A 20225-nucleotide genomic window follows, 5' to 3' on the forward strand; every position below is an offset into this window, starting at 1 on the left:
CTAGCGGGGGAGGGTTAGGGTGGGGGGGTTCTTTGATTTTCAGAAAAATAAATTTGTTTTCACATATTTCCCCACCCTAGCCCTCCCCCGTTGGAGACGGGGGAGGGGACAGGTTGGTGGTAACTTCAAAAAATTGTCGTGTACTGTCAGGCTGCATGAAAGATGAATGCAGCCTGAAAACAAAAATGAGCTTATTTTAACAAATTATATTTTTTCAGGCAGCCTGAAAAACGCAATTCCCGTTTCATCAACTGCCAAATAACCACCGGCGCCATCATACCAATCGGGCAGTACATAGCGCGTGATTTTACGTTGGGCAAAATGATGGCGATGCGTATTCGGTCTATGCGTATGCCCATGAATAATCAAAGAAATATCCGAAAATTGACGCAAGGCAGCCTGAACACCTGCTTCGGTTACATCTGAAATCGCATACACATTGGTGTATTGTTTACGCGACCGACTTTTGGCACGAAGATTTTCAGCGATTTGTTTGCGTTTACGAAACGGTAGCGCAAGCAATATTTTTTGTACTATGGCGCAACGCATCACACGCCGATAGCGCAAATATGCCACATCATCGGTACACATTTCATCGCCATGCGTGAGCAGAATTTTTTGTCCAAATAATTCAATCAAATGATTTTCAGGCAGCAGCGTCATATTGGCTTGCGCGGCATAGTGTTTACCAAGCAAAAAATCGCGGTTACCTGCGATAAAATACACGGGCGCAGTTTGGCTGAATGCACGGATTTCGGTGGCAACTTGTGCGGCGGTTGCACTATCGTCATCATCGCCTGTCCATGCTTCAAACAAATCGCCCAAAATATACAACGCGGCGGCTTTGCCTGCATGGTCGCGCAAAAATTGAGCGAATAGGGCGTTTAAATCGGGGGTGTTGTCTGAAAGATGAAGGTCGGCAATAAAAAGCGTTTGCATATTTTTTGATTTTTCGTGTTTTCAGGCTGCATGATTTAATAGGTAGCCTGAAAAAAATAGATTTAGTTAAGTGCAGCGCAACACGGTAAGTCATACCATTTGCCATTGCGCATTTCTAATAAGGTATTGTTAAAACGTAAAATGTTTTTTTCAGGATAGCGGCTTGGCGAGCCAGTCATTGAGCTTAATAATTCATCACGCACGAATTTGCCGCTGGTGGGATTGTAAAGCCAATATTGATGACACGAATCCAAAGTGGCTTGTTCGCCGATGTCTAGGCGCAAGTCAAAATATCCGTCAAAATTGTAATCGGCATAAATCGCTTCGTAATCACGCGCTTCAAAACCGCTCAATGTTTGTACCACTTTGCCTTGACTGATGACTTGAATTTGTTTGATGGTACGGATATAACTGGCATTGGGGTCGGTTACGCCGAAAAATTTAAACTGAAATTGTGGGCGATTTTTGATGGGAATATATGGCTCAAACGTGATGGCTTGTTGTTTATTGGGTGTGGTTAATACGCCGTCAATGCGATTATTGGGCAGATTAAGCGTGCCTGTGAAAATAAACTCGTCTGCTTGTTGTGCATTGCTGGGCGATTTGAGTGTGAGATTGTAGCCTTTTTGAGTGCCGATAAAATTCAGTTGATGATTATTGGCGCGATTGAGCATGATACCGTTCACTCGCCACGTTCCTGTATTGACCCAAAATAAATAGCGCCCATCTTTGCTGATTAAATCGCGTTCTACCGTCACGCCGCGTTCTAATTTCATTGGCTCAAGAATGGGCGAATTAGGTGTGGCGGTGTTGGTTCTGGCGTGTATGGGCAAGATGCTGAATAATAAAACAAATGGGATTATTTTTTTCATTTGGATTTTCTTTATGCTTGGATATTTTTTCAGGCTGCTTATTATATAGGGAGTTGGGTGTTTTTGTGTGTAGATAATGCTCGATAGAGAAGATATTCATTATTGCTAATAAATAGGGATATTCAATAAAATAGGCAGCCTGAAAACTTTTCAGGCTGCCTATTTTGTTTATTTAAAGAATAGCTTATATAGCTTATTCAGCAGTCAAAACCACTTTCATAGCTTGGTTTTCTGCTGCATGTTTGAATACATCGTAAGCTTTTTCCATTTCGCTGAATTTGAAATGGTGAGTCAGCATTTTGGTGTAATCCACGCTGCTGGTTGAAATAGCTTTCATCAACATTTCTGTAGTGTTGGCATTTACCAAACCTGTGGTAATTTTTAGGTTTTTAATCCACAATTTTTCCAGTTTGAAATCAACTGGTTTACCATGTACGCCCACAACTGAGATATTACCGCCCGCTTTGACGATGTCTTGACACATTTCCCAAGTAGCTGGTAAACCAACGGCTTCAATCGCAACATCTACGCCATCGGTACCAACAATATCAAATACTTGTTTTTGTACATCGCCAGAAGCAGGGTTAATCACATGAGTTGCCCCCAATTCTTTTGCCAATTTCAAGCGGTTTTCGTCCATGTCGCACATAATCAATACGCCTGGGCTGTATAATTGTGCTGTCAGCAAAGCAGACATACCTACAGGACCTGCACCTGCGATGAATACGGTATCGCCTGGTTTCACATCGCCATATTGTACGCCGATTTCATGCGCGGTTGGCAAAGCGTCAGACAGCAATAATGCTACTTCTTCGTTTACATTATCTGGTACTGGAATCAGACTGTTGTCTGCATAAGGTGTGCGAACAAATTCAGCTTGTGTGCCGTCAATCATATAGCCCAAAATCCAGCCACCATTGCGGCAATGTGAATAAAGTTGTTCTTTACAATTATCGCAAGTGCAGCATTTTGATACACAAGAAATAATTACTTTGTCGCCCACTTTGATATTTTTCACAGCAGAGCCGACTTCTTCCACAATACCGATACCCTCGTGTCCCAAAATGCGTCCTGGTGTGATTTCAGGATTCTTGCCTTTCCAAATGCCCAAATCTGTACCGCAAATTGTGGTTTTTGTAATACGAATCACAGCATCAGTAGGGTCAATAATGGTAGGTTTTGCGTGTTCTTCAAAACGAATATCGCCTTCGCCATAATAAACCATTGCTTTCATGGGGTTACTCCTGTATTAGGTTATTCAGTAGGGGAGAATAATTTGCCATTAATTTAATAAAGAAATAAAGACAAATTTGAGGTATGAATTAAAATCACAATGTTAAGGTATCAGTTTATTACCTTAACTTAAATTTGCGTTAATTCAGTATCTATTGTTATCTCAATGGCGGATTTTGTCAAATAAAAATTATTGCTATTTTTTGTATAATCAAAAGGTTATAGTATAACATTTGATTTGTGGGTTTAGTTTTTTATAACTGTCTCATTTTTGATTAAAGGCAGCCTGAAAGTTTTAAGTTGTTTATTTTATTGTAATATATTGTTTTAATTTGTATTATTTTTAAAAAATATTTTTGAATGTAAAATAAATGGTAACTAAATGGTATGAGAGTTTTGTTATTCAATAGGTTTTTGATAGAATCATCAGCCATAAACATAAATTAATTATTCTAAAAATAGTTTTACTTTTTTTCACACCCTTCAATAATCAATGAGGAAACACATATGAAGAAATCATTAAGTATTTTAAGCTTAAGTATTTTATTGGCTGCTTGCGGGGGGGGGGCAAGAAACTACGCCTGCACCGAAAGCTGAAGAGCAAACTCAAACGCAAACTACTTCTGCACCTGCGAAACGTGAGGGTAAAACGTACATGGTGGCAACGGAAAGTTCTAATCCTCCGTTTGTTACACGTGATGGAAATGGTCAAGTATCTGGTTTTGAATATGATTTGTTAGAAGCCATTGCAGAGAAAAAAGGATTCAATTTAACATTTATTCCAAAAAGTTGGAATGAAATGTTTGCTAGTTTGGATTCTGACTCGGTAGATATTATTACTTCTAATATCTCAATTACACCTGAACGACAACAAAAATATGATTTTGTTACGCCACATTTTGAATCTGGTAGCTATGTTTTACAAAAAAGTGGTAATAAGGTAAGCACTTGGAAAGATTTGGCGAATAAAAATGTTGCTGTACAAACGGATACATTGCAACAAGATTTGCTGAATAAATATAATTTAAAACATTCGGCTTATGATTCTGCTTGGGCAGGTGTGAAACCTGTATTGTCTGGTGAGCAAGATGCGTTTGTGGCAGATAAAGGTGTGATTTTATATTTCCACAATCAATATAAAAATGAAAGTTCTGTTAGTGCATTGCCTGATGAAGATGGTAAAGCTGATTTAATCGGTATTGCTGTGAAAAAAGGTAATACAGATTTGTTGAATATTTTGAATGATGGTATGAAACAAATTCGTGCTGATGGTACTTATGACAAAATTTATAATAAATGGTTAGGTAGCGATGATGGCGCACCATCTGCTGATGCTGCTAAATAATAATTGTATATGATTAAAATAACCGCCCACATTGTGATGATGTGGGCGGTTTTGGTAAATATAGTGAATTCAATTTAAACCAGTACAGCGTTGTCAGCTCCCTTATGTACTATGTGTACACGGCGGTCGCTGTCGCCTTGTCCTGATTTAAATTGAATCCACTATAAAAGCCATTAACTCAAAAATATCAAGTGTAGTCAAATGTCATTAAAACAGTTCGGCTTTCTGGTTCATAAAACAATAGCATATCATCTGCACCGTATTCTGCCCATGCCCAACCTGAGCTGGAACAAATAAAATAAAACGGTTTTCCCTGATAACTGATGCGCACGGCATCGGTGCCGTCAATTTGCTGTTGCAACAATTTGATGCCGTTTTGGCGGCTGTTTTCGTAACGGTAATACTCGGCATTGGTGTCGCACGCAAATGCGGTGGGCAGTGGCGGGTCAAATGTCCAATTGCCTTCTTGGATTTTGCCACCCAAGCGGTTGATGAGTACGGTTTCATCGTCTTTGCCATTTGCTTCGCGCTCGGCGCGGTAGGATTGGAATGTATCGTGTTGGGCGGCAATGTGTTCCTGTAATGAATCATTATCAGGTTCGCAGGCAGCCTGAAAATACGCTTCGCTAGCCAAAAATTCACAGCGGTTTTGTTCATCCAAACGCAATGCCAGCCAATTGGTGCCGCAAAATTCGTTGTGTGCGACTTCGGTGGCTTCGCCGATGTAGCCTTCCTCGGGTTCGCAGGGCAGCAGCATGTGGATTTTTCTGCCTGCCCAATCGGGGCGCAATACCGCCAAATCCAGCGTAAAACAGGGCAGCAAATGTTTGCCCACCCAAGAAGCCTGCTGTGCTTGGAAAACATCTTGAATATCAGGATAAAGTTGCATTTGCGGCAGCACTTCGCACACATCGGACAATACGGGCGCCCCGTTTTTCTGCTTGTCAAAATCCCAGCAGTTGTGCGCCCGACCGTTTTCATGAAACACATAATGCAGCACATCATCACCGCGCCGTGCAGACAAATTGCTGCCATCTTGCTGCACGTCGTACCCCTGTTGTGTCAGATAAGCGGCAACGGCTTGCCGATACGGCGCACGTTTATCGGCAACATATTGATGATAATAGGCAAATTCGGCAATGATGTGGCTGTGAAAACCGCGGCTGTTGTCCTGCCCGATTGCTGCCAATTCAGGTTGGCGCAAAGTAAACACACGATTGCCCGATTCAGGCAGTTTTCTTTTCTGTTCAATATGATACGCATCCGCACCACATAATACTGTCGCAATGGCGGCAAGTTGTTCGCGTTGCTGCCATGTTATGGGCAATTCAGGCTGCCTGAAACAGTTTATATGATGCTGTTCGCCGTAGGCTTTGAGTGCAAGCGCATCTTGGCGCAAGCTTTCTGGCAAAGTCTCGTCTGCCCATGCCCAATGCCACATACCTTGGTCGTCAAAACGCCCCATGCATTGTGCTTGTGTGGTAAAACCGTTGTCGAATTTCAGGTTGCCTGTTTGCCAATCCATTTGTGCAGGAGGCTGTTTGGTAATCGGCAACAGGTATTTGCCGTTGAAATACGATAAAACATGCTGTTTGGCAAACGCGGCAAGGGCGTATTCGATATAAAGTTGCGCTATTTCGGCTTGGTGTGTCATGGTGAACCTTTAATGCTGAATTGATGAACAATCTGAAACCTTTGCAAAACCTTTCAGGCTGTCTGAAATAGAGAAACTGTCGTCATTCCCGCATAGGCGGGAATCCATTGTTAACTTTAAGAAACAAAAGTTTGTGTCATGCAACTTTGGATTCCCGCCTACGTGCACTACTGTCCAAAATCAATTTCAGCATTGCAACTTTTGGATATTCAGCAGCCTATCCCCTCTCCCGTCTGGCGGAAGAGGGCTAGGGAGAGGGTGGTTCTTCGGGTTTTCCCCCGCCCCAACCCTCCCCCGCAAGCAGGGGAGGGAGCAAGTTACTGAAAATTTTTCAGTTTTATTTTGGACAATAGTGCGCCTACGCGGGAATGACGGCGTGAAAAGTTTCCGTAGTCGTTTTGCAAAGGTTTCAATCTTGAATATTCAGGCTGCCTTATTCTATTTCACAAATTAACCCAATGCCTTACGCGCCCCCGCAAACAAACGATACCACCCACTCAACTCGCTATCGCGCCATTCATCAGGCGACCACGACATTTGCGCTGTGCGGAACACGCGCTCTGGATGTGGCATCATGATGGTAACGCGACCGTCTGTGGTGGTAATGCCCGCAATACCATTTGGCGAACCATTTGGATTCAACGGATAAGTTTGTGTTACTTCGCCTAATCCGTCCACATATTGCAAAGCAATGTTCAGGCTGCCTGAAATTTCGCCACCCAAATGCGCAAAATCCGCACGACCTTCGCCATGACTCACCACCACAGGCAACATCGCACCTTGCATTTCACGCAAAATCACAGAAGGCGAATTGGCAACTTTAACCATGCTCAAACGCGCTTCAAATTGCTCGGATTCATTGCGACGGAATTTCGCCCAACCTTCTGAATTGGGAATGATTTCCGCCAAATTGCTGACCATTTGACAGCCATTGCATACGCCCAAAGTCAGTGTGTTTGGATTGGCAAAAAACGCGGCAAATTCATCGCGCAATTTCGGGTGGAACAAAATGGATTTCGCCCAACCTTCGCCCGCGCCCAACACGTCGCCATAACTGAAACCGCCACACGCTGCCAACATTTGCATGTCTGCCAAATTCACGCGACCTGCCATCAAATCGGACATGTGCACGTCAATCGCATGGAAACCTGCTCTGTGGAACGCTGCTGCCATTTCCAAATGACCATTTACACCTTGTTCACGCAAAATGGCGATTTTCGGTTTCAGGCTGCCTGAAATGTACGGCGCGGCAATGTCTTCTTTCACATCAAACGGCAAATCGGCAAACAAACGCGCTTTTTCATCGCCAATCAAGGCAAATTCGCTGTCGGCACACGCAGGGTTGTCGCGCAATTTTTGGATTTGGTAAGAGGTTTCTTGCCATACTTTTTGCATTTCCACCAAATTGAAACTGTGTGCACCAAATGCCATTTCGCCACTTTCAGGCAGCACATTACCCAATTGATACAGGGTTTCGCCAAAATCGTTGTTTTCAAAAAGTGCTTGAATGTATTGCAAATCTTCTTTGCGGATTTGCACCACTGCGCCCAATTCTTCATTGAACAAAATGTGCGCGTCAGTCAAATTATTGACCAAGCGTTCCATTGCAAAATCTTCTTCCAAATCAATGGCAAAACCACAACGTCCTGCAAACGCCATTTCCGCCAAAGTGGCAAACAAACCACCGTCTGAACGGTCGTGGTATGCCAACAATTTGTTTTCGTTGATGAGTTGCTGCATCAAATCGTAGAATTTTTTCAGGCTGCCTGAATCAATATCGGGAACTTCGCCACCCAATTCATTGTACACCTGCGCGAATGCCGAACCACCCATACGCGATTTGCCCAAGCCCAAATCAATCAGCACCAAAACGCTGTTTTCAACTGGTTTCAAATCGGGGGTAACGGTTTTGCGTACATCTTGCACAGGCGCGAATGCAGAAATAATCAGGCTCAAAGGCGACACAACGGCTTTGTTTTCGTCATTTTCCTGCCACACAGTTTTCATGGACAAACTGTCTTTGCCCACAGGAATGCTCACACCCAGTGCTTGACACATTTGCGAAACCGACTCAACTGTGCGATACAATTTTTCGTCTTCGCCTTTCACGCCACAAGCAGCCATCCAGTTGGCGGACAGTTTGATGTTGCCAATGTCGCCAATGTTCACGGCGGCGATGTTGGTAATTGCCTCGCCAATACACATGCGACCCGATGCAGGCGCGTCTGCCAATGCCAAAGCGGGTTTTTCGCCCATGCTCATCGCCTCGCCTTGATGTGTTTGGAAACCCATCATGGTTACGGCGCAATCGGCAACTGGCACTTGGTAACGCCCCACCATTTGGTCGCGGTGGGTCATGCCGCCCACGCTGCGGTCGCCGATGGTAATCAGGAAATTTTTGGCGGCAACGGCTGGCAAACGCAACACGCGATACGCACTTTCACGCACATCGTATTTTTCTGCGTGGAATGCTTTGACAGGCTGGCTGAATGTTTCGTCTGTGCGCGTGGTTTTCGGTGGTTTGCCGAGCAAGACATTCAATGGCAAATCAACGGGATTGTTGTTGAACAAATCGTCGCGTACTTGCAAATGACCATCATCGGTTGCCGTACCCACCACAGCAAATGGACAGCGTTCGCGTTCGCAAATTTGCTTAAACAAATCCAAATTTTCAGGCAGGATGGACAACACATAACGCTCTTGCGATTCATTGCACCAAATTTGCAAAGGATTCAAGCCATGTTCTTCCAAAGGCACATCGCGCAAAGCAAATTTCGCGCCACGACCTGCGTCATTAACCAATTCAGGGAAAGCATTGGACAAACCACCCGCACCCACATCGTGAATGGAAATAATCGGATTTTTGTCCGCACCAAGTTGCCAGCAACGGTCAATTACTTCTTGGGCGCGGCGTTCAATTTCAGGGTTGCCACGCTGTACGGAATTGAAGTCCAAATCCGCGCTGTTGCTGCCTGTGTCCATAGACGATGCCGCACCACCACCTAAACCAATCAACATGCCCTTGCCGCCCAATTGGATTAACAATGCACCTTCGGGGATTTGCTGCTTGTGGGTTTGCTCGGCATTGATGTTGCCCAAGCCACCTGCAATCATAATCGGCTTGTGGTAGCCGCGTACGGTATCGCCCTGCTTTTCTTCAAACGTGCGGAAATAGCCCAACAAATTCGGGCGACCAAATTCGTTGTTGAACGCTGCGCCACCCAAAGGCCCATCAATCATGATGTCCAAAGGCGAGGCAATGTGTTCGGGTTTGCCGTAAGCCTGTTCCCATGGTTGTTTGAAATCGGGGATATTCAGATTGGAAACCGTGAAGCCCGTCAAACCAGCTTTGGGGCGTGAACCGCGACCTGTCGCACCTTCATCGCGGATTTCGCCACCCGCACCCGTTGCCGCACCTGCAAATGGAGCAATGGCTGTGGGGTGGTTGTGGGTTTCCACTTTCATAATGATGTGTGTATTTTCATCATGGAAATCATAGCTTTGAGATTTATCCGCATCGGGATAGAAACGCGCAATCTTCGCACCTTCAATCACGGACGAATTGTCTTTGTATGCCACAACTGTGCCATTGGGCGATTTTTCATGCGTGTCGCGTATCATGCGGAACAGGGATTTGTCTTGTTTTTCGCCATTCAAAATGAAATCGGCATTGAAAATTTTGTGGCGACAATGCTCGGAATTGGCTTGCGCAAACATCATCAATTCAACGTCAGACGGATTGCGTTGCAATTGTTGATAATTTTCAACAAGGTAATCAATTTCATCGGTCGACAATGCCAAGCCCATGGTTTTATTGGCTTGTTCCAAAGCTGCTTTGCCACCACCCAAAATATCAACGGTTTCAAAAGTTTGATTTTCGTGTTCAATGAACAATTTGGCGGCTGCCTGAAAATCGGGCAACACAGATTCGGTCATGCGGTCGTGCAATAAGCTTGCCCATTGTTGGCGTTGTTCATCATTCAAGCTGCCTGAAAGCGTTACCGCCATGCCGCGTTCAATGCGTTCAACACCCGAAATGCCGCAATTTTGTGCGATGTCGGTGGCTTTGCTCGCCCATGGGGAAATCGTGCCGATGCGCGGTGTAATCAGGAAAAAATGACCCGATGTTTCAGGTGTTTGGACGTGTTCAGCTGCCAGCAAAGCCTGCAATTTTTGCACAGTTTCATCGCTCAAAGCGGCTGGTGATGACACAAAATACCAAAATTCACTGGAAAATTGGCTTTCAGGCAGCCCCAAATTTTGGGCTTTTTGCAACAATTTTTCCACACGGAAAGGCGACAGCGCCGATGCGCCACGCAAAGCAGTAATGACAGACATGGTAGATATGACTCGTTAATGTATGAGGGTTAAAAAACGAAAATTTTAAGGTGGGAATTATACGCGAAATTTGTGTTTTTTTAATATGAATAAATATTTAAGGCAGCCTGAAAATAGGAAATAGGAGAAATATTCTTTACCATTTCCACATCATGTTCATGGTTTTTTTCTCCATTCAGGCTGCCTAGGCTTGTTATAATTTAATATTCATCATTATGCAGCCTGAAAAAAATATGATAAACGAACAAAAATTTACCGAAGAAAAAATTGTATGGGTCAAACAACATAGTCCGAAACATCTAACTTTTGCCATCACACGCCCCGAGAATTATCGTTTTGCTGCGGGGCAATTTTCGCGTTTAGGTTTTCGTGAAGGCGAGGGCTATATTTGGCGCGCGTATTCGATTACTTCTGCGGAATACGCGGAGGAGTTAGAATTTTTTGTGATTTTGATTGAAGATGGGGCAATGTCGCGTTATTTTGCACAGATTCAAGCGGGTAGTACGGTATTGTTGGATAAAACTGCGCAAGGTTTTTTCATGCCACAACGTTTTCCCGATGGACGCGATTTGATTATGTTGTCCACAGGTTCAGGGATTGCACCATTTTTGTCTATGTTACAGCAGCCTGAAATTTGGCAACGTTTTGATACTTTGGCATTAGTGCATAGTGTTTCTTATCGGAGTGATTTGATTTTTAATGATTTTATTGCAAAATTATCTGAACATCCTTTGGTGGGCGAATACATTGAAAAATTGCGTTTTGTACCGATTACTACGCGCGAAAATGATGCCGAAACTTTGCATTTCAGGCTGCCTGAAAGTTTGAAAAATGGTAGTTTGGCACAAGCATTGGGTTTGGAGTTTAGTCGTGAACACAGTCGTTTTATGATTTGTGGCAATCCAGAAATGGTGCAAGATACTTTTAAAACATTGTTGGAACAAGGGTTTGCCATGCACAGGAATAAATTAGCAGGGCAGATTATTTTGGAAAATGGGTTTTAGATAATGAATTGAAAGGCAGCCTGAAAAACATTTTTCAGGCTGCCTTTATTATTTATTAAGTAACTGATATTGCACACGAATAAATTCATCTAATACTGCTTGCTGAATATCCAATCGCTGACTGATGGGCGAAGCAAATCGCACTACCAAACAGTACACTTTATCATCATGTGGCACGCGGCTAATGCGTGTTCGGGCGGCAGGTGTAATGAAAAATTGTTGCACTTTCACGGCTTCAAAATAAGCGGCGATTTCTTGCGTATAGGGCGAGCAATGTTTATCTAATACGGTTTGCAAGCGTGGAATAATCGCGTCTGAATCCAAATGAATTGGCACAGGAATATCAAACGTATGCACCACATAATCGCCCAAAATATTGTCGCGCTGAACGGCAAGGCTCAATAGTAAGCTGTTGGGAAATGATACGGAGCGTCCCGATAAATGTCCCACATGGGCGTTGGGTCCAATTTGCATCATCAGCGTGTTAAACAAATTGATGTCCACCACGCGTCCGCGAATTTGTCCAATTTCAATGTAATCACCAACCGAATATTGGCGTGTAACAAAACGCAATAGGCTGCCTGAAAGACACATAATCAATTCTTTGGTTGCAATAACGGTTGCCGCTGCCAATGCCACCATAGACAAAGCAAAGGTTTGGATTTGTGTCGCCCAAACCATAAACAGCCCAAGTAAGCCGATAATCAATGCAACATTGCGACTCATGACTAAGGCGCGGCGTTTGCGTTCCACTTCCCAAGTTGGATGACTTTGGAAATAGAGTCGCAACCACATATGTCGTGCAGCCCATACCAAAGGAATCCATATCAAAGAATAAATCCATTCATTTGAAAGTGGAATTTTAGAAAGCAGGGTGTGTAGAGATTTGATGAAAGCATCCATTTTTCATTTAACTTTTTGATTTTTTGTTTAAAAGTAGTATAAATATTTGAATTTATTCTATGTTTGTTGGTTTCAGGCAGCCTGAAAATTATTGCCCTGATTTGCCTTTCAACATATCCAACATATTACCCAATCGTTCCCGTCCTTCCGCTTTGGACACAATCGGCGCACCGCCTTTGCGCCCCAAAATTTCCACATCATTGCCTGCCATTTCATCAAAAAAACGACTTGGTTCGGGAAATTGCCACACACCTTGACGTTTGCGTTTGATGCAATGCGTCATGGTTAATTGCTGTTTGGCGCGGGTAATGCCGACATACATCAAGCGGCGTTCTTCTTCCAAAGCTTCATTTTCCAAACTATCAGCGTGTGGAAACAAGCCTTCTTCGCAGCCAACCAAATACACAAATGGATATTCCAAGCCTTTGGATGCGTGTAAAGTGGATAATTTGACCGCATCTATTTCTTCGCCATCTTTGCCTTCCAACAAGGTCATCAGCGCGATGGTTTGGCTCAATTCCACCAAATTTTTTTCGCCATCTTCGCCTTTGCGTGCCAACCATGCACATAAATCTTGCACATTGCGCCAACGTGCTTCTGCCATTTTGCTGTTTTCATCAAGGCTGCCTGAAAGATGCGCTTCGTATTGGATATCTTGCAATAAATCTTGAATGACCGTGCCTGCATCATCGCTTTGCGCACGCGTTTGATAATCGCCCAATAATGCCATAAATTGCTGCACACTTTCGCGACTTTTGGTCGGCAATTCCGCCAAAGCTTTCAGGCTGCCTGCGGCTTGGTACAAACTGCATTCGTGTAATTTGGCATAATCGTTCAATTTGCCCAAAGTGGTGTCGCCGATACCGCGTTTGGGCGTGGTGGCGGCGCGTAAAAACGCGGGGTCATCGTTGGGATTTGCCAGCAAACGCATATACGCCAATACGTCTTTGATTTCGGCTTTGTCGTAAAAACTTTGTCCGCCTGAAATTTGATACGGAATCCGTGCCGAGCGCAAGGCATCTTCAAATAATTTGGCTTGATGATTGCCGCGATACAAAATGGCAAAATCGGCGTAATTTGCGCCATAAATCATTTTATTTCGCGCGATTTGTCCGACCACATATTCGGCTTCGTGTGTTTCGTTTTTACACGCCACCACGCGCACCATCTCGCCTTCACCCAGTTGCGACCATAAGGTTTTGGGAAACAATTTGGGATTGTTGGCAATCACTTGGTTTGCCACGCGCAAAATGCGTGCGGTAGAACGATAATTTTGTTCCAATTTGATGATTTTCAGTTGCGGATAATCGTCTTGCAAACGGCGTAAATTTTCCATATTTGCGCCGCGCCATGCGTAAATGGATTGGTCATCATCGCCGACTGCGGTAAACATGCCTTCCAAACCTGTGAGTAAGCGCATCAAGGCGTATTGACAGGCGTTGGTGTCTTGGCATTCGTCCACCAGCAAATAACGCAGCCGCTTTTGCCATTTTAGGCGTACTTCGGTATTTTGTTGCAATAATAGCGTAGGCAAACGGATTAAATCATCAAAATCAACGGCTTGATAATGTTCCAAAGTGGCTTGATACGATGCGTAAATTTGTGCGATTTGTGTTTCCCAGTCATCGGAGGCAGCCTGAAAAACTGCTTCGGGTGTTTTTAAATCGTTTTTCCACAGAGAAATTTGGTGTTGGGCTTTGAAGACGGGTTCGCGTCCAGAACTGCCGAGTAATTCGCTGATGATTTTGCCGCTGTCGGAGCTGTCTAAAATGGAGAAATTGCGTTTGTAACCGATATGGGGGGCTTCTTCGCGCAAAATACGCATGCCTAATGAGTGAAACGTGGAAACGGTTAAGCCGCGCGTTTGTTCTTTGCCTAAACGATGGGCGATGCGTTCTTGCATTTCTTTGGCGGCTTTGTTGGTAAACGTGATGGCGGCGATGTGATGGGCTTTGTAGTTGGCTTGGGTAATCATGTAGGCGATTTTTTCGGTAATGACGCGTGTTTTGCCGCTGCCTGCGCCTGCAAGTACAAATAGTGCGCCGCCGAGATATTCTACAGCTTCTTGTTGTTGGGGATTGAGTTTCATATTGGATTGTTTGCTTAAAATGGTTTTCAGGCTGCCTTTTGTGGTTGATGTAAGATTATAGCAACAATTATTAGATGAAAGGCAGCCTGAAAAATATAGTAAATTCAATTTGAACCAGTACAGCGTTGCTAGCTTCCTTATGTATAGTAAATTAAAATAAGAAATCTGCTTCGTTGCCCACGCCCTTATGTACTAGATGTACACGGCGAGCGTGGTCGCCTTGCATCTTTTTTATTTTACTTCACTATATTACTCGTACACGATTACTCGTATGCGGCGGTCTCTGTCGCCTTGTCCTCTACGACTATACAAGTTAAGCGTGATGAAAATCCCCTTTGATTGCAATACTTCAATCAAAGGGGATTGGTTTTCAGGCTGCCTTAAAATAATTCATTTGTGGCATCTGTATTAGTATCACGCACTGCGGGACGTTGTGGTTGTGGTGTAGGTTGTGAGTTGATGGGCTTTAATGGAATTTCTTCTGCTTCCATCGGGTCAACCTCTTCTTTTTTAACAGGTGTTTTACGAACGGCTTCTGGTTTATCGGTCGCATTATTGATAGGAATGTTATCGCCCGTATATTGCTGACCTTTGATATAAACCTCACCATTGTCTCGTTTAACAACATCTCGTGGGGTTGCGAAACCTTTAACGGGCGTACCTTTAAGTGCGTGTCGCATATATTCCACCCAAATTGGTAAAGCCAGCGTACCACCAAATGCACGGTCGCCAATTTTGCGTGGTGTATCGTAACCGACATAAACTGCGGTAACAATTTGAGGGTTGTAACCCACAAACCATGCGTCTTTGAAATCGTTAGTTGTACCTGTTTTACCTGCCAAATCGTTACGCCCCAAAGCAGTTGCGGCAGTTGCGGTACCTCGTTGTACCACGTCACGCAACATTGATGTCATGACATATGCATTACCAGAATCAATAATTCTTGGTGCATTTTTACCTGCAACTAATGGCTGCATTTCAGCACGCAGATTACCTTTGGTATCGTAAATTTTGTCAATCACATAAGCTGATACCTTGTAACCACCATTAGCAAAGGCTGCGTAACCTTCTGCCATTTGCAAAGGTGTGGCTGAACCTGCGCCTAACGACAAAGCATAAGATTCAGGGATTTGTTCAGAACGGAAACCAAATTTTTTAATGTAATCACGTGTATAGTTTAATCCCATGGCTTGTGTAATCCGAACCGAAACGGTATTTTTAGAATACGTTAATGCTTGACGTAAAGTAATCATACCTGAATAACTACCGCCAGCATTTTGTGGTGACCAATTCCCAATGGTGATAGGGGCGTCATTAACCATAGTGGAAGCAGTCATGCCTTTGGATAAGGCTGCTGAATACACAAAGGGTTTAAAAGTGGAACCTGGTTGGCGAATACTTTGCGTAGCACGGTTAAATGCTTTTGCATGAAAGTCATAACCCCCTACCATTGCTCGTACTGCACCTGTATTAACATCTAGTGAAACCAATGCACCTTGTAATGCAGGTTGTTGCGTTACTGTCCAGCGACCATTTTGAACTTTTCGTACTCGAATAACAGAGCCTACTTGAATGGCTTTATCACCCAGTCGTTTATTGCCAATCGCATTTTTTGCAACACCCATATCATTTATGCCTAAGACAGCTTTTGTACCACCTTGCATGGCTACAGTAATACCTTTTTTGTTGTTAGCTTCTAATACAACAGCTGGTACCATGCCATCTACGGTATAGGTATTTGCTAGAAATTGTTCAGCGGCATCTTCTCGTTCTTCCATAGCTAGTTCTGCTAAATCTAATTGTTGCTCAACACCATGATAAACGTTACTTCTATCATTGCGTAATAAGGCTTTGCGCAAAGCAAGAGTTGCCGCTCTCTGGTCTGCAATCTTAACCGTTGTATAAACGTTAAAACCACGGGTATAAGCTTCTTCACCATAACGCTCAAATAATTCTTGGCGTGCCATTTCTGCAACATATAGAGAATTTTGGTCAATGGCTAAACGATAACGTTCATAGATTAATTCTTCATTTAAGGCTTCCTGACGTTGAACGGCTGTAATCATACCCAATTCAACCATATTATTAAGAATATATTCTTGGCGTAAGCGTGCTCGGCTTGGATTTACAATTGGATTGTAAGCAGAAGGTGCTTTGGGTAAACCTGCCAAAATCGTAGCTTCTGCCAAAGTTAAATCTTGTACAGGCTTATTAAAGTAAATTCTTGCAGCAGCGGCAAAACCATAAGCACGTTGACCAAGATAAATTTGGTTAAAATACAATTCCAAAATTTGATTTTTGGTTAACGTTTTTTCAATTTTATAAGCCAATAAAGCCTCGTTAAATTTACGAGTTAAAGTACGTTCATTGGTTAAATAAAAATTGCGCGCAACTTGTTGTGTAATGGTACTGGCGCCTTGTTGATGACCTCCTTTAGCGTTACTGATAATGGCACGACCTACACCAATTACATCAACTCCCCAATGCTCATGGAAACGTTTGTCTTCAGCAGCGATGACTGCATTTTTCAGAATGTCAGGAAATTGATCAATAGGAGTAAAAGCGCGTTTTTCATCGCCATATGTACCAATAATGACACCATCTGCCGAATAAATTGTCAGCGGTTCGCGTGGTTGATAATTTTGGACTTCAATCAAATCAGGTAATTTGGGATAAGTTACTAAAATAGCAACTGCAACCAAACCAACTGCAAATAAAAATAAACCTAAAAGCAGTCCCAATATAGTGGCAATAAAATTCTTAATCATAATCTTCCAATATTATTTTTGTAACAAAGTTTACCCTTGTATTTTAAAATCAAGTAAAATGTCGCAAAAGTTTTGTTGTTTAACTAATTTCGTGCAGTAGCTGCCATTATAAATGTTTTATGCGTCAGGTAAGGATTTAAAATTATGCGCTTTAAGAAAACTGAAAAGAATACAAGTAATAAAACTAATAAATCTACTGTTGCCACGTCTGGGCGAAGTGTTATTGGTGTAGATATTACTCCGCATCATATTCGTATGGTGCAGTTATCTGGGCGCCAATTAAGCCAAGTCCAGCTTGATAAATATGCCATTGTGCCATTGCCGCAGAATGTAATTTCTGGGCATGAAATTAATAATTATGATGAGCTTGTCTCTCTTTTACAACAGTGTTATGGAAAAATGAAAACTAGTTGTAAGCAAGCCAATGTTGCATTGCCAGCAAGCTTGGTAACAATTGAAGAGGGTTTGAATTACTCTTCAGATGAGGGTGAATTATCGTTGCAGGAGTTTGTGGAATCTTCAGTTGCGCAGGTTGGTGATTTAGATGAGATGAACTATGATTGGCAAGAATTGCCTAGTTCAGGGAAAGATCAATTAATACTGATGGTTGCTACTAAAACGGAAGTGGTTGATCGATATGTAGATTTGCTGGATGATGTTGGTATATCAGCATCTAATGTTGATGTTGATTTATTTGCTGTTGCCAATGCTTTTGCTTATGCGGATGTAAATGAGGGTGGAGAGTTTGCTCATGAGCGAATTGCTGTATTTGATGTTGGTGATGTGGCATTGAAAGCTTTAATTATTGAAGATGGGAAAATTCTTTATAAGCAAGAGAGTAATTTTGGTTTGGAACAGCTGATTCAACTTATTCAGCGGAATTATCAGGTAAGTGAGGGTGAGGCTATAGCTATGATTAATGGAGATGCGCCACGTCCAGCTGATTATAAAGATATGATATCAGATGGCTTCAATATGCAGATTGCTCAAGAAGTTCAGCGTACAATGCAGTTTTTCTATGCGACGCAAAATATGGATAATAATTCAGAAATTAAACATATTTTCATTAGTGGAAGTGCTTGTGTTGCGGGTTCAAATGTTGCTGATATGATTTATTCGCAAACTAATATTGCGACACAGCAATTAAACCCTGTAACTTTAGCAACGAATAAAACGAAGGTTGATGATGTGCAGTTGAAGAAGGATGCTTCATCATTAACTATCGCATTTGGTTTGGCATTACGAGGGTTGGTTTAAAATGAATTTAATCAAGATTAATTTATTACCGTATCGTGAAATTCAAGAACAGAAGCAAAAGAAACGATTTGCGGTAATTATGGGAATTGGTGCAGCTGCAGGTTTGGCTTTGTGTGGCATGATTTACCTTGGGTTAGAGGGTATGATTAGTCGGCAAGATAGTCGTAATGAGAGCTTGCAGGCTGGATTGAAAGTGCTGGATAAAGATTTAGCTGAAATTAAAGAGTTGCAAAAACAAAAGCAAAATTTTTTAGCTCGAAAACTTAAAGTGGAAGAGTTAGATCATAAGCGATTTGAAGGTGCTCGTATGATTGATACTTTAAATCAATTGGTTCCTGATGGTGCTTATGTATCTTCTATTAAAAGTAACAGTAGAGGCGATGGGGCTGCAATTAGTACTGATTATACAATTATCGGTAAGGCGATTAGTGATAATAAAGTTGCAATGTTTATGACGGCTTTGCCTAGTACTGGTGTTTTTGAAGCTCCTCAGTTAGTAGATATTAAGAAAACAGATGATGGTCAGCAGTTTACATTGAAAACTGTCTTAGTGGAGCAGAAAGTTGCATCTGTACCTGAATCAGTTGATCCAGCGAAGGATAAGGGAGGTGAGAAATGAATTTAAATGAAATTGATTTTAAAAAATTATATTTGCAGAATATATTTATACAATTTTTTATTGCTGCATGTTTAGCTATTGCCTTGGTTGTGATTGGTTATTTTTTGATTTTTCAAGGTCAATGGGAGAGTTATCAGTCTAATGTAGCTAAAGAAGTTGAGCTAAAAGAAGAATACGAAAGGAAAAGTATTCAAGCTGCTAATCTGGATAATTTGAAGCAAGAGTTGGTGGATTTGGAAGCTTCTATTGCAGTTTTATTGAAGCAGTTGCCAACAACGGCAGAAGTGCCAACATTATTGCAAGAATTGCATCAGGCTGCTGCTAAAAATGGATTGACGATGAGTAGTGTTATTCAGCGTCCACCTGTTTCAGAAAAGCCAATTGAAAGATTGCCTTTTTCTATTTCTGTTGTAGGTCGTTATGAGCAAATTGCGCAATTTGCTCGTGATGTGGGACAGATGTCACGAATTGTAACTTTGTCAAATATCACTTTTGAGATTCCTAGTAACAGTAATAAAGAAAATGTTGGTAAATTAATGTTTTCAGCAGTAGCTAATACTTATAAGGCAATGGAAGCAAGTGATGAGCAGAAAATGGCTTCTGCTGCTTCTGCTGCTGGTGTGGAAGGTAAGTCTAAATAATCTCATGTAAACTTAGGAAGCAATAATGAAAGTAAAACTTTTATTGATATCATCGCTTATTGCATTATCTGCGTGTTCCGAAGAGCATGGAGATTTGCAAAGCTGGATGTCTAATACGCGGAAAGCCGCAAAATCTAAAATTAAGCCAGCAGAAAAACCAGCTCCTGTTGAACGTGTTACTTATTTTGCACCTCCTGAATCAGGACCGCATGCATTTGATGTTCAACGTCTGAAAGCAGCCTATCCAAATGGTAGTGTTCCAGATTTGAATCGTTCTAAAGAAATATTAGAGAATTTCAGTTTAGAAAATCTTGAATATGTTGGCTCTATAGGAACTAATGAGAAGTTATCTGCAATGATCAGTGCAGATGGTCATGTGTATACAGTTCGCATAGGTAATCGTTTAGGGCAGAACTTTGGTAGAATTGTTTCTATTACACCAGATTTAATTAAGATTGTTGAAACAGTTGAAGATACATCTGGTAGATGGACAGATCGAGAAACTGAATTGAGAAAAGCTGATGCTAAAGCTGAAGGTTCAGGTGCTAAATAACGAATACGGT

14 protein-coding genes are annotated in these 20225 nt (G+C 42.4%); 6 read left to right on the forward strand and 8 right to left on the reverse strand.

The genetic code is table 11. The features are described 5' to 3' along the window. Window positions 1-204: 204 nt before the first annotated feature. From MIS45_RS04640 to MIS45_RS04650, 3 genes are all read right to left on the reverse strand, one after another. Window positions 205-939, reverse strand: coding sequence for a UDP-2,3-diacylglucosamine diphosphatase (locus tag MIS45_RS04640; RefSeq protein WP_249451171.1), 735 nt, complete (start codon window positions 937-939; stop codon window positions 205-207). A gap of 62 nt (window positions 940-1001) precedes the next feature. After that, entirely contained in the window at window positions 1002-1811 is an 810-nt protein-coding gene (locus tag MIS45_RS04645; RefSeq protein ID WP_249451172.1) for an XAC2610-related protein, read from the reverse strand. Between the two features lie 193 nt (window positions 1812-2004). Beyond that, a complete protein-coding gene (locus MIS45_RS04650; protein ID WP_249443526.1) occupies window positions 2005-3045 on the reverse strand; it encodes a zinc-dependent alcohol dehydrogenase family protein in 1041 nt (346 codons plus the stop codon). A 654-nt stretch (window positions 3046-3699) separates the two neighbouring features. Between MIS45_RS04650 and MIS45_RS04655 the strand changes: the two genes are divergently transcribed. After that, window positions 3700-4389: a substrate-binding periplasmic protein gene (locus MIS45_RS04655; protein ID WP_249451173.1), complete on the forward strand. Its 690-nt coding sequence runs from the start codon at window positions 3700-3702 to the stop codon at window positions 4387-4389. Between the two features lie 187 nt (window positions 4390-4576). Here the strand turns inward: MIS45_RS04655 and MIS45_RS04660 are convergent, their stop codons facing one another. Both MIS45_RS04660 and purL read right to left on the reverse strand, forming a co-directional pair. Beyond that, window positions 4577-6043 carry a DUF6882 domain-containing protein gene (locus tag MIS45_RS04660; RefSeq protein WP_249451174.1) on the reverse strand — a complete coding sequence of 489 codons (1467 nt, stop codon included), beginning with the start codon at window positions 6041-6043 and terminating at the stop codon, window positions 4577-4579. A 450-nt stretch (window positions 6044-6493) separates the two neighbouring features. Continuing rightward, the gene (purL, locus tag MIS45_RS04665; RefSeq protein ID WP_249451175.1) at window positions 6494-10381 is read right to left on the reverse strand and encodes a phosphoribosylformylglycinamidine synthase; all 3888 of its coding nucleotides are present in this window, start codon (window positions 10379-10381) and stop codon (window positions 6494-6496) included. Window positions 10382-10614: 233 nt separating this feature from the next. Here purL and MIS45_RS04670 point away from each other — a divergent pair, with 233 nt between their 5' ends. Then, window positions 10615-11385 (forward strand): ferredoxin--NADP reductase, encoded by a 771-nt coding sequence (locus MIS45_RS04670; protein ID WP_249451176.1) that lies wholly within the window; start codon window positions 10615-10617, stop codon window positions 11383-11385. Between the two features lie 48 nt (window positions 11386-11433). Here MIS45_RS04670 and MIS45_RS04675 read toward each other — a convergent pair whose 3' ends face one another. The 3 genes from MIS45_RS04675 to MIS45_RS04685 form a co-directional block, all read right to left on the reverse strand. Continuing rightward, window positions 11434-12288: a mechanosensitive ion channel family protein gene (locus MIS45_RS04675; protein WP_249451177.1), complete on the reverse strand. Its 855-nt coding sequence runs from the start codon at window positions 12286-12288 to the stop codon at window positions 11434-11436. A gap of 88 nt (window positions 12289-12376) precedes the next feature. Further along, window positions 12377-14377 carry a DNA helicase Rep gene (gene rep, locus MIS45_RS04680; protein ID WP_249451178.1) on the reverse strand — a complete coding sequence of 667 codons (2001 nt, stop codon included), beginning with the start codon at window positions 14375-14377 and terminating at the stop codon, window positions 12377-12379. A gap of 380 nt (window positions 14378-14757) precedes the next feature. Next, window positions 14758-17145, reverse strand: coding sequence for a penicillin-binding protein 1A (locus MIS45_RS04685; protein WP_249451179.1), 2388 nt, complete (start codon window positions 17143-17145; stop codon window positions 14758-14760). 144 nt (window positions 17146-17289) lie between these two features. On the opposite strand from MIS45_RS04685, the gene pilM reads away from it, so the two are divergent. Genes pilM through MIS45_RS04705 form a run of 4 tightly spaced genes read left to right on the forward strand, consistent with a single transcriptional unit; the run spans window position 17290 to window position 20215 of the window. Continuing rightward, entirely contained in the window at window positions 17290-18402 is a 1113-nt protein-coding gene (pilM, locus tag MIS45_RS04690; protein ID WP_249451180.1) for a type IV pilus biogenesis protein PilM, read from the forward strand. 1 nt (window position 18403) lies between these two features. Beyond that, window positions 18404-19021: a PilN domain-containing protein gene (locus tag MIS45_RS04695; protein ID WP_249443535.1), complete on the forward strand. Its 618-nt coding sequence runs from the start codon at window positions 18404-18406 to the stop codon at window positions 19019-19021. After that, on the forward strand, window positions 19018-19662 hold the full coding sequence (locus MIS45_RS04700) for a type IV pilus inner membrane component PilO (protein ID WP_249451181.1): 645 nt from the start codon (window positions 19018-19020) through the stop codon (window positions 19660-19662). Before MIS45_RS04695 ends, MIS45_RS04700 begins: the two co-directional genes overlap by 4 nt. Window positions 19663-19687: 25 nt before the next feature. Beyond that, window positions 19688-20215: a pilus assembly protein PilP gene (locus MIS45_RS04705; protein ID WP_249443537.1), complete on the forward strand. Its 528-nt coding sequence runs from the start codon at window positions 19688-19690 to the stop codon at window positions 20213-20215. Window positions 20216-20225: the final 10 nt, after the last annotated feature.

The sequence above is a fragment of the Wielerella bovis genome, from assembly GCF_022354465.1.
In the GTDB taxonomy this organism is placed as follows: Bacteria; Pseudomonadota; Gammaproteobacteria; order Burkholderiales; family Neisseriaceae; genus Wielerella; species Wielerella bovis.

Excerpts from the sequence above, each read along its gene's own strand:
- MIS45_RS04640 (WP_249451171.1), bottom strand. The coding sequence starts at position 939 with ATGCAAACGCTTTTTATTGCCGACCTTCATCTTTCAGACAACACCCCC.
- MIS45_RS04645 (WP_249451172.1), bottom strand. The coding sequence starts at position 1,811 with ATGAAAAAAATAATCCCATTTGTTTTATTATTCAGCATCTTGCCCATA.
- MIS45_RS04650 (WP_249443526.1), bottom strand. The coding sequence starts at position 3,045 with ATGAAAGCAATGGTTTATTATGGCGAAGGCGATATTCGTTTTGAAGAA.
- MIS45_RS04655 (WP_249451173.1), top strand. The coding sequence starts at position 3,700 with ATGGTGGCAACGGAAAGTTCTAATCCTCCGTTTGTTACACGTGATGGA.
- MIS45_RS04660 (WP_249451174.1), bottom strand. The coding sequence starts at position 6,043 with ATGACACACCAAGCCGAAATAGCGCAACTTTATATCGAATACGCCCTT.
- purL (WP_249451175.1), bottom strand. The coding sequence starts at position 10,381 with ATGTCTGTCATTACTGCTTTGCGTGGCGCATCGGCGCTGTCGCCTTTC.
- MIS45_RS04670 (WP_249451176.1), top strand. The coding sequence starts at position 10,615 with ATGATAAACGAACAAAAATTTACCGAAGAAAAAATTGTATGGGTCAAA.
- MIS45_RS04675 (WP_249451177.1), bottom strand. The coding sequence starts at position 12,288 with ATGGATGCTTTCATCAAATCTCTACACACCCTGCTTTCTAAAATTCCA.
- rep (WP_249451178.1), bottom strand. The coding sequence starts at position 14,377 with ATGAAACTCAATCCCCAACAACAAGAAGCTGTAGAATATCTCGGCGGC.
- MIS45_RS04685 (WP_249451179.1), bottom strand. The coding sequence starts at position 17,145 with ATGATTAAGAATTTTATTGCCACTATATTGGGACTGCTTTTAGGTTTA.
- pilM (WP_249451180.1), top strand. The coding sequence starts at position 17,290 with ATGCGCTTTAAGAAAACTGAAAAGAATACAAGTAATAAAACTAATAAA.
- MIS45_RS04695 (WP_249443535.1), top strand. The coding sequence starts at position 18,404 with ATGAATTTAATCAAGATTAATTTATTACCGTATCGTGAAATTCAAGAA.
- MIS45_RS04700 (WP_249451181.1), top strand. The coding sequence starts at position 19,018 with ATGAATTTAAATGAAATTGATTTTAAAAAATTATATTTGCAGAATATA.
- MIS45_RS04705 (WP_249443537.1), top strand. The coding sequence starts at position 19,688 with ATGAAAGTAAAACTTTTATTGATATCATCGCTTATTGCATTATCTGCG.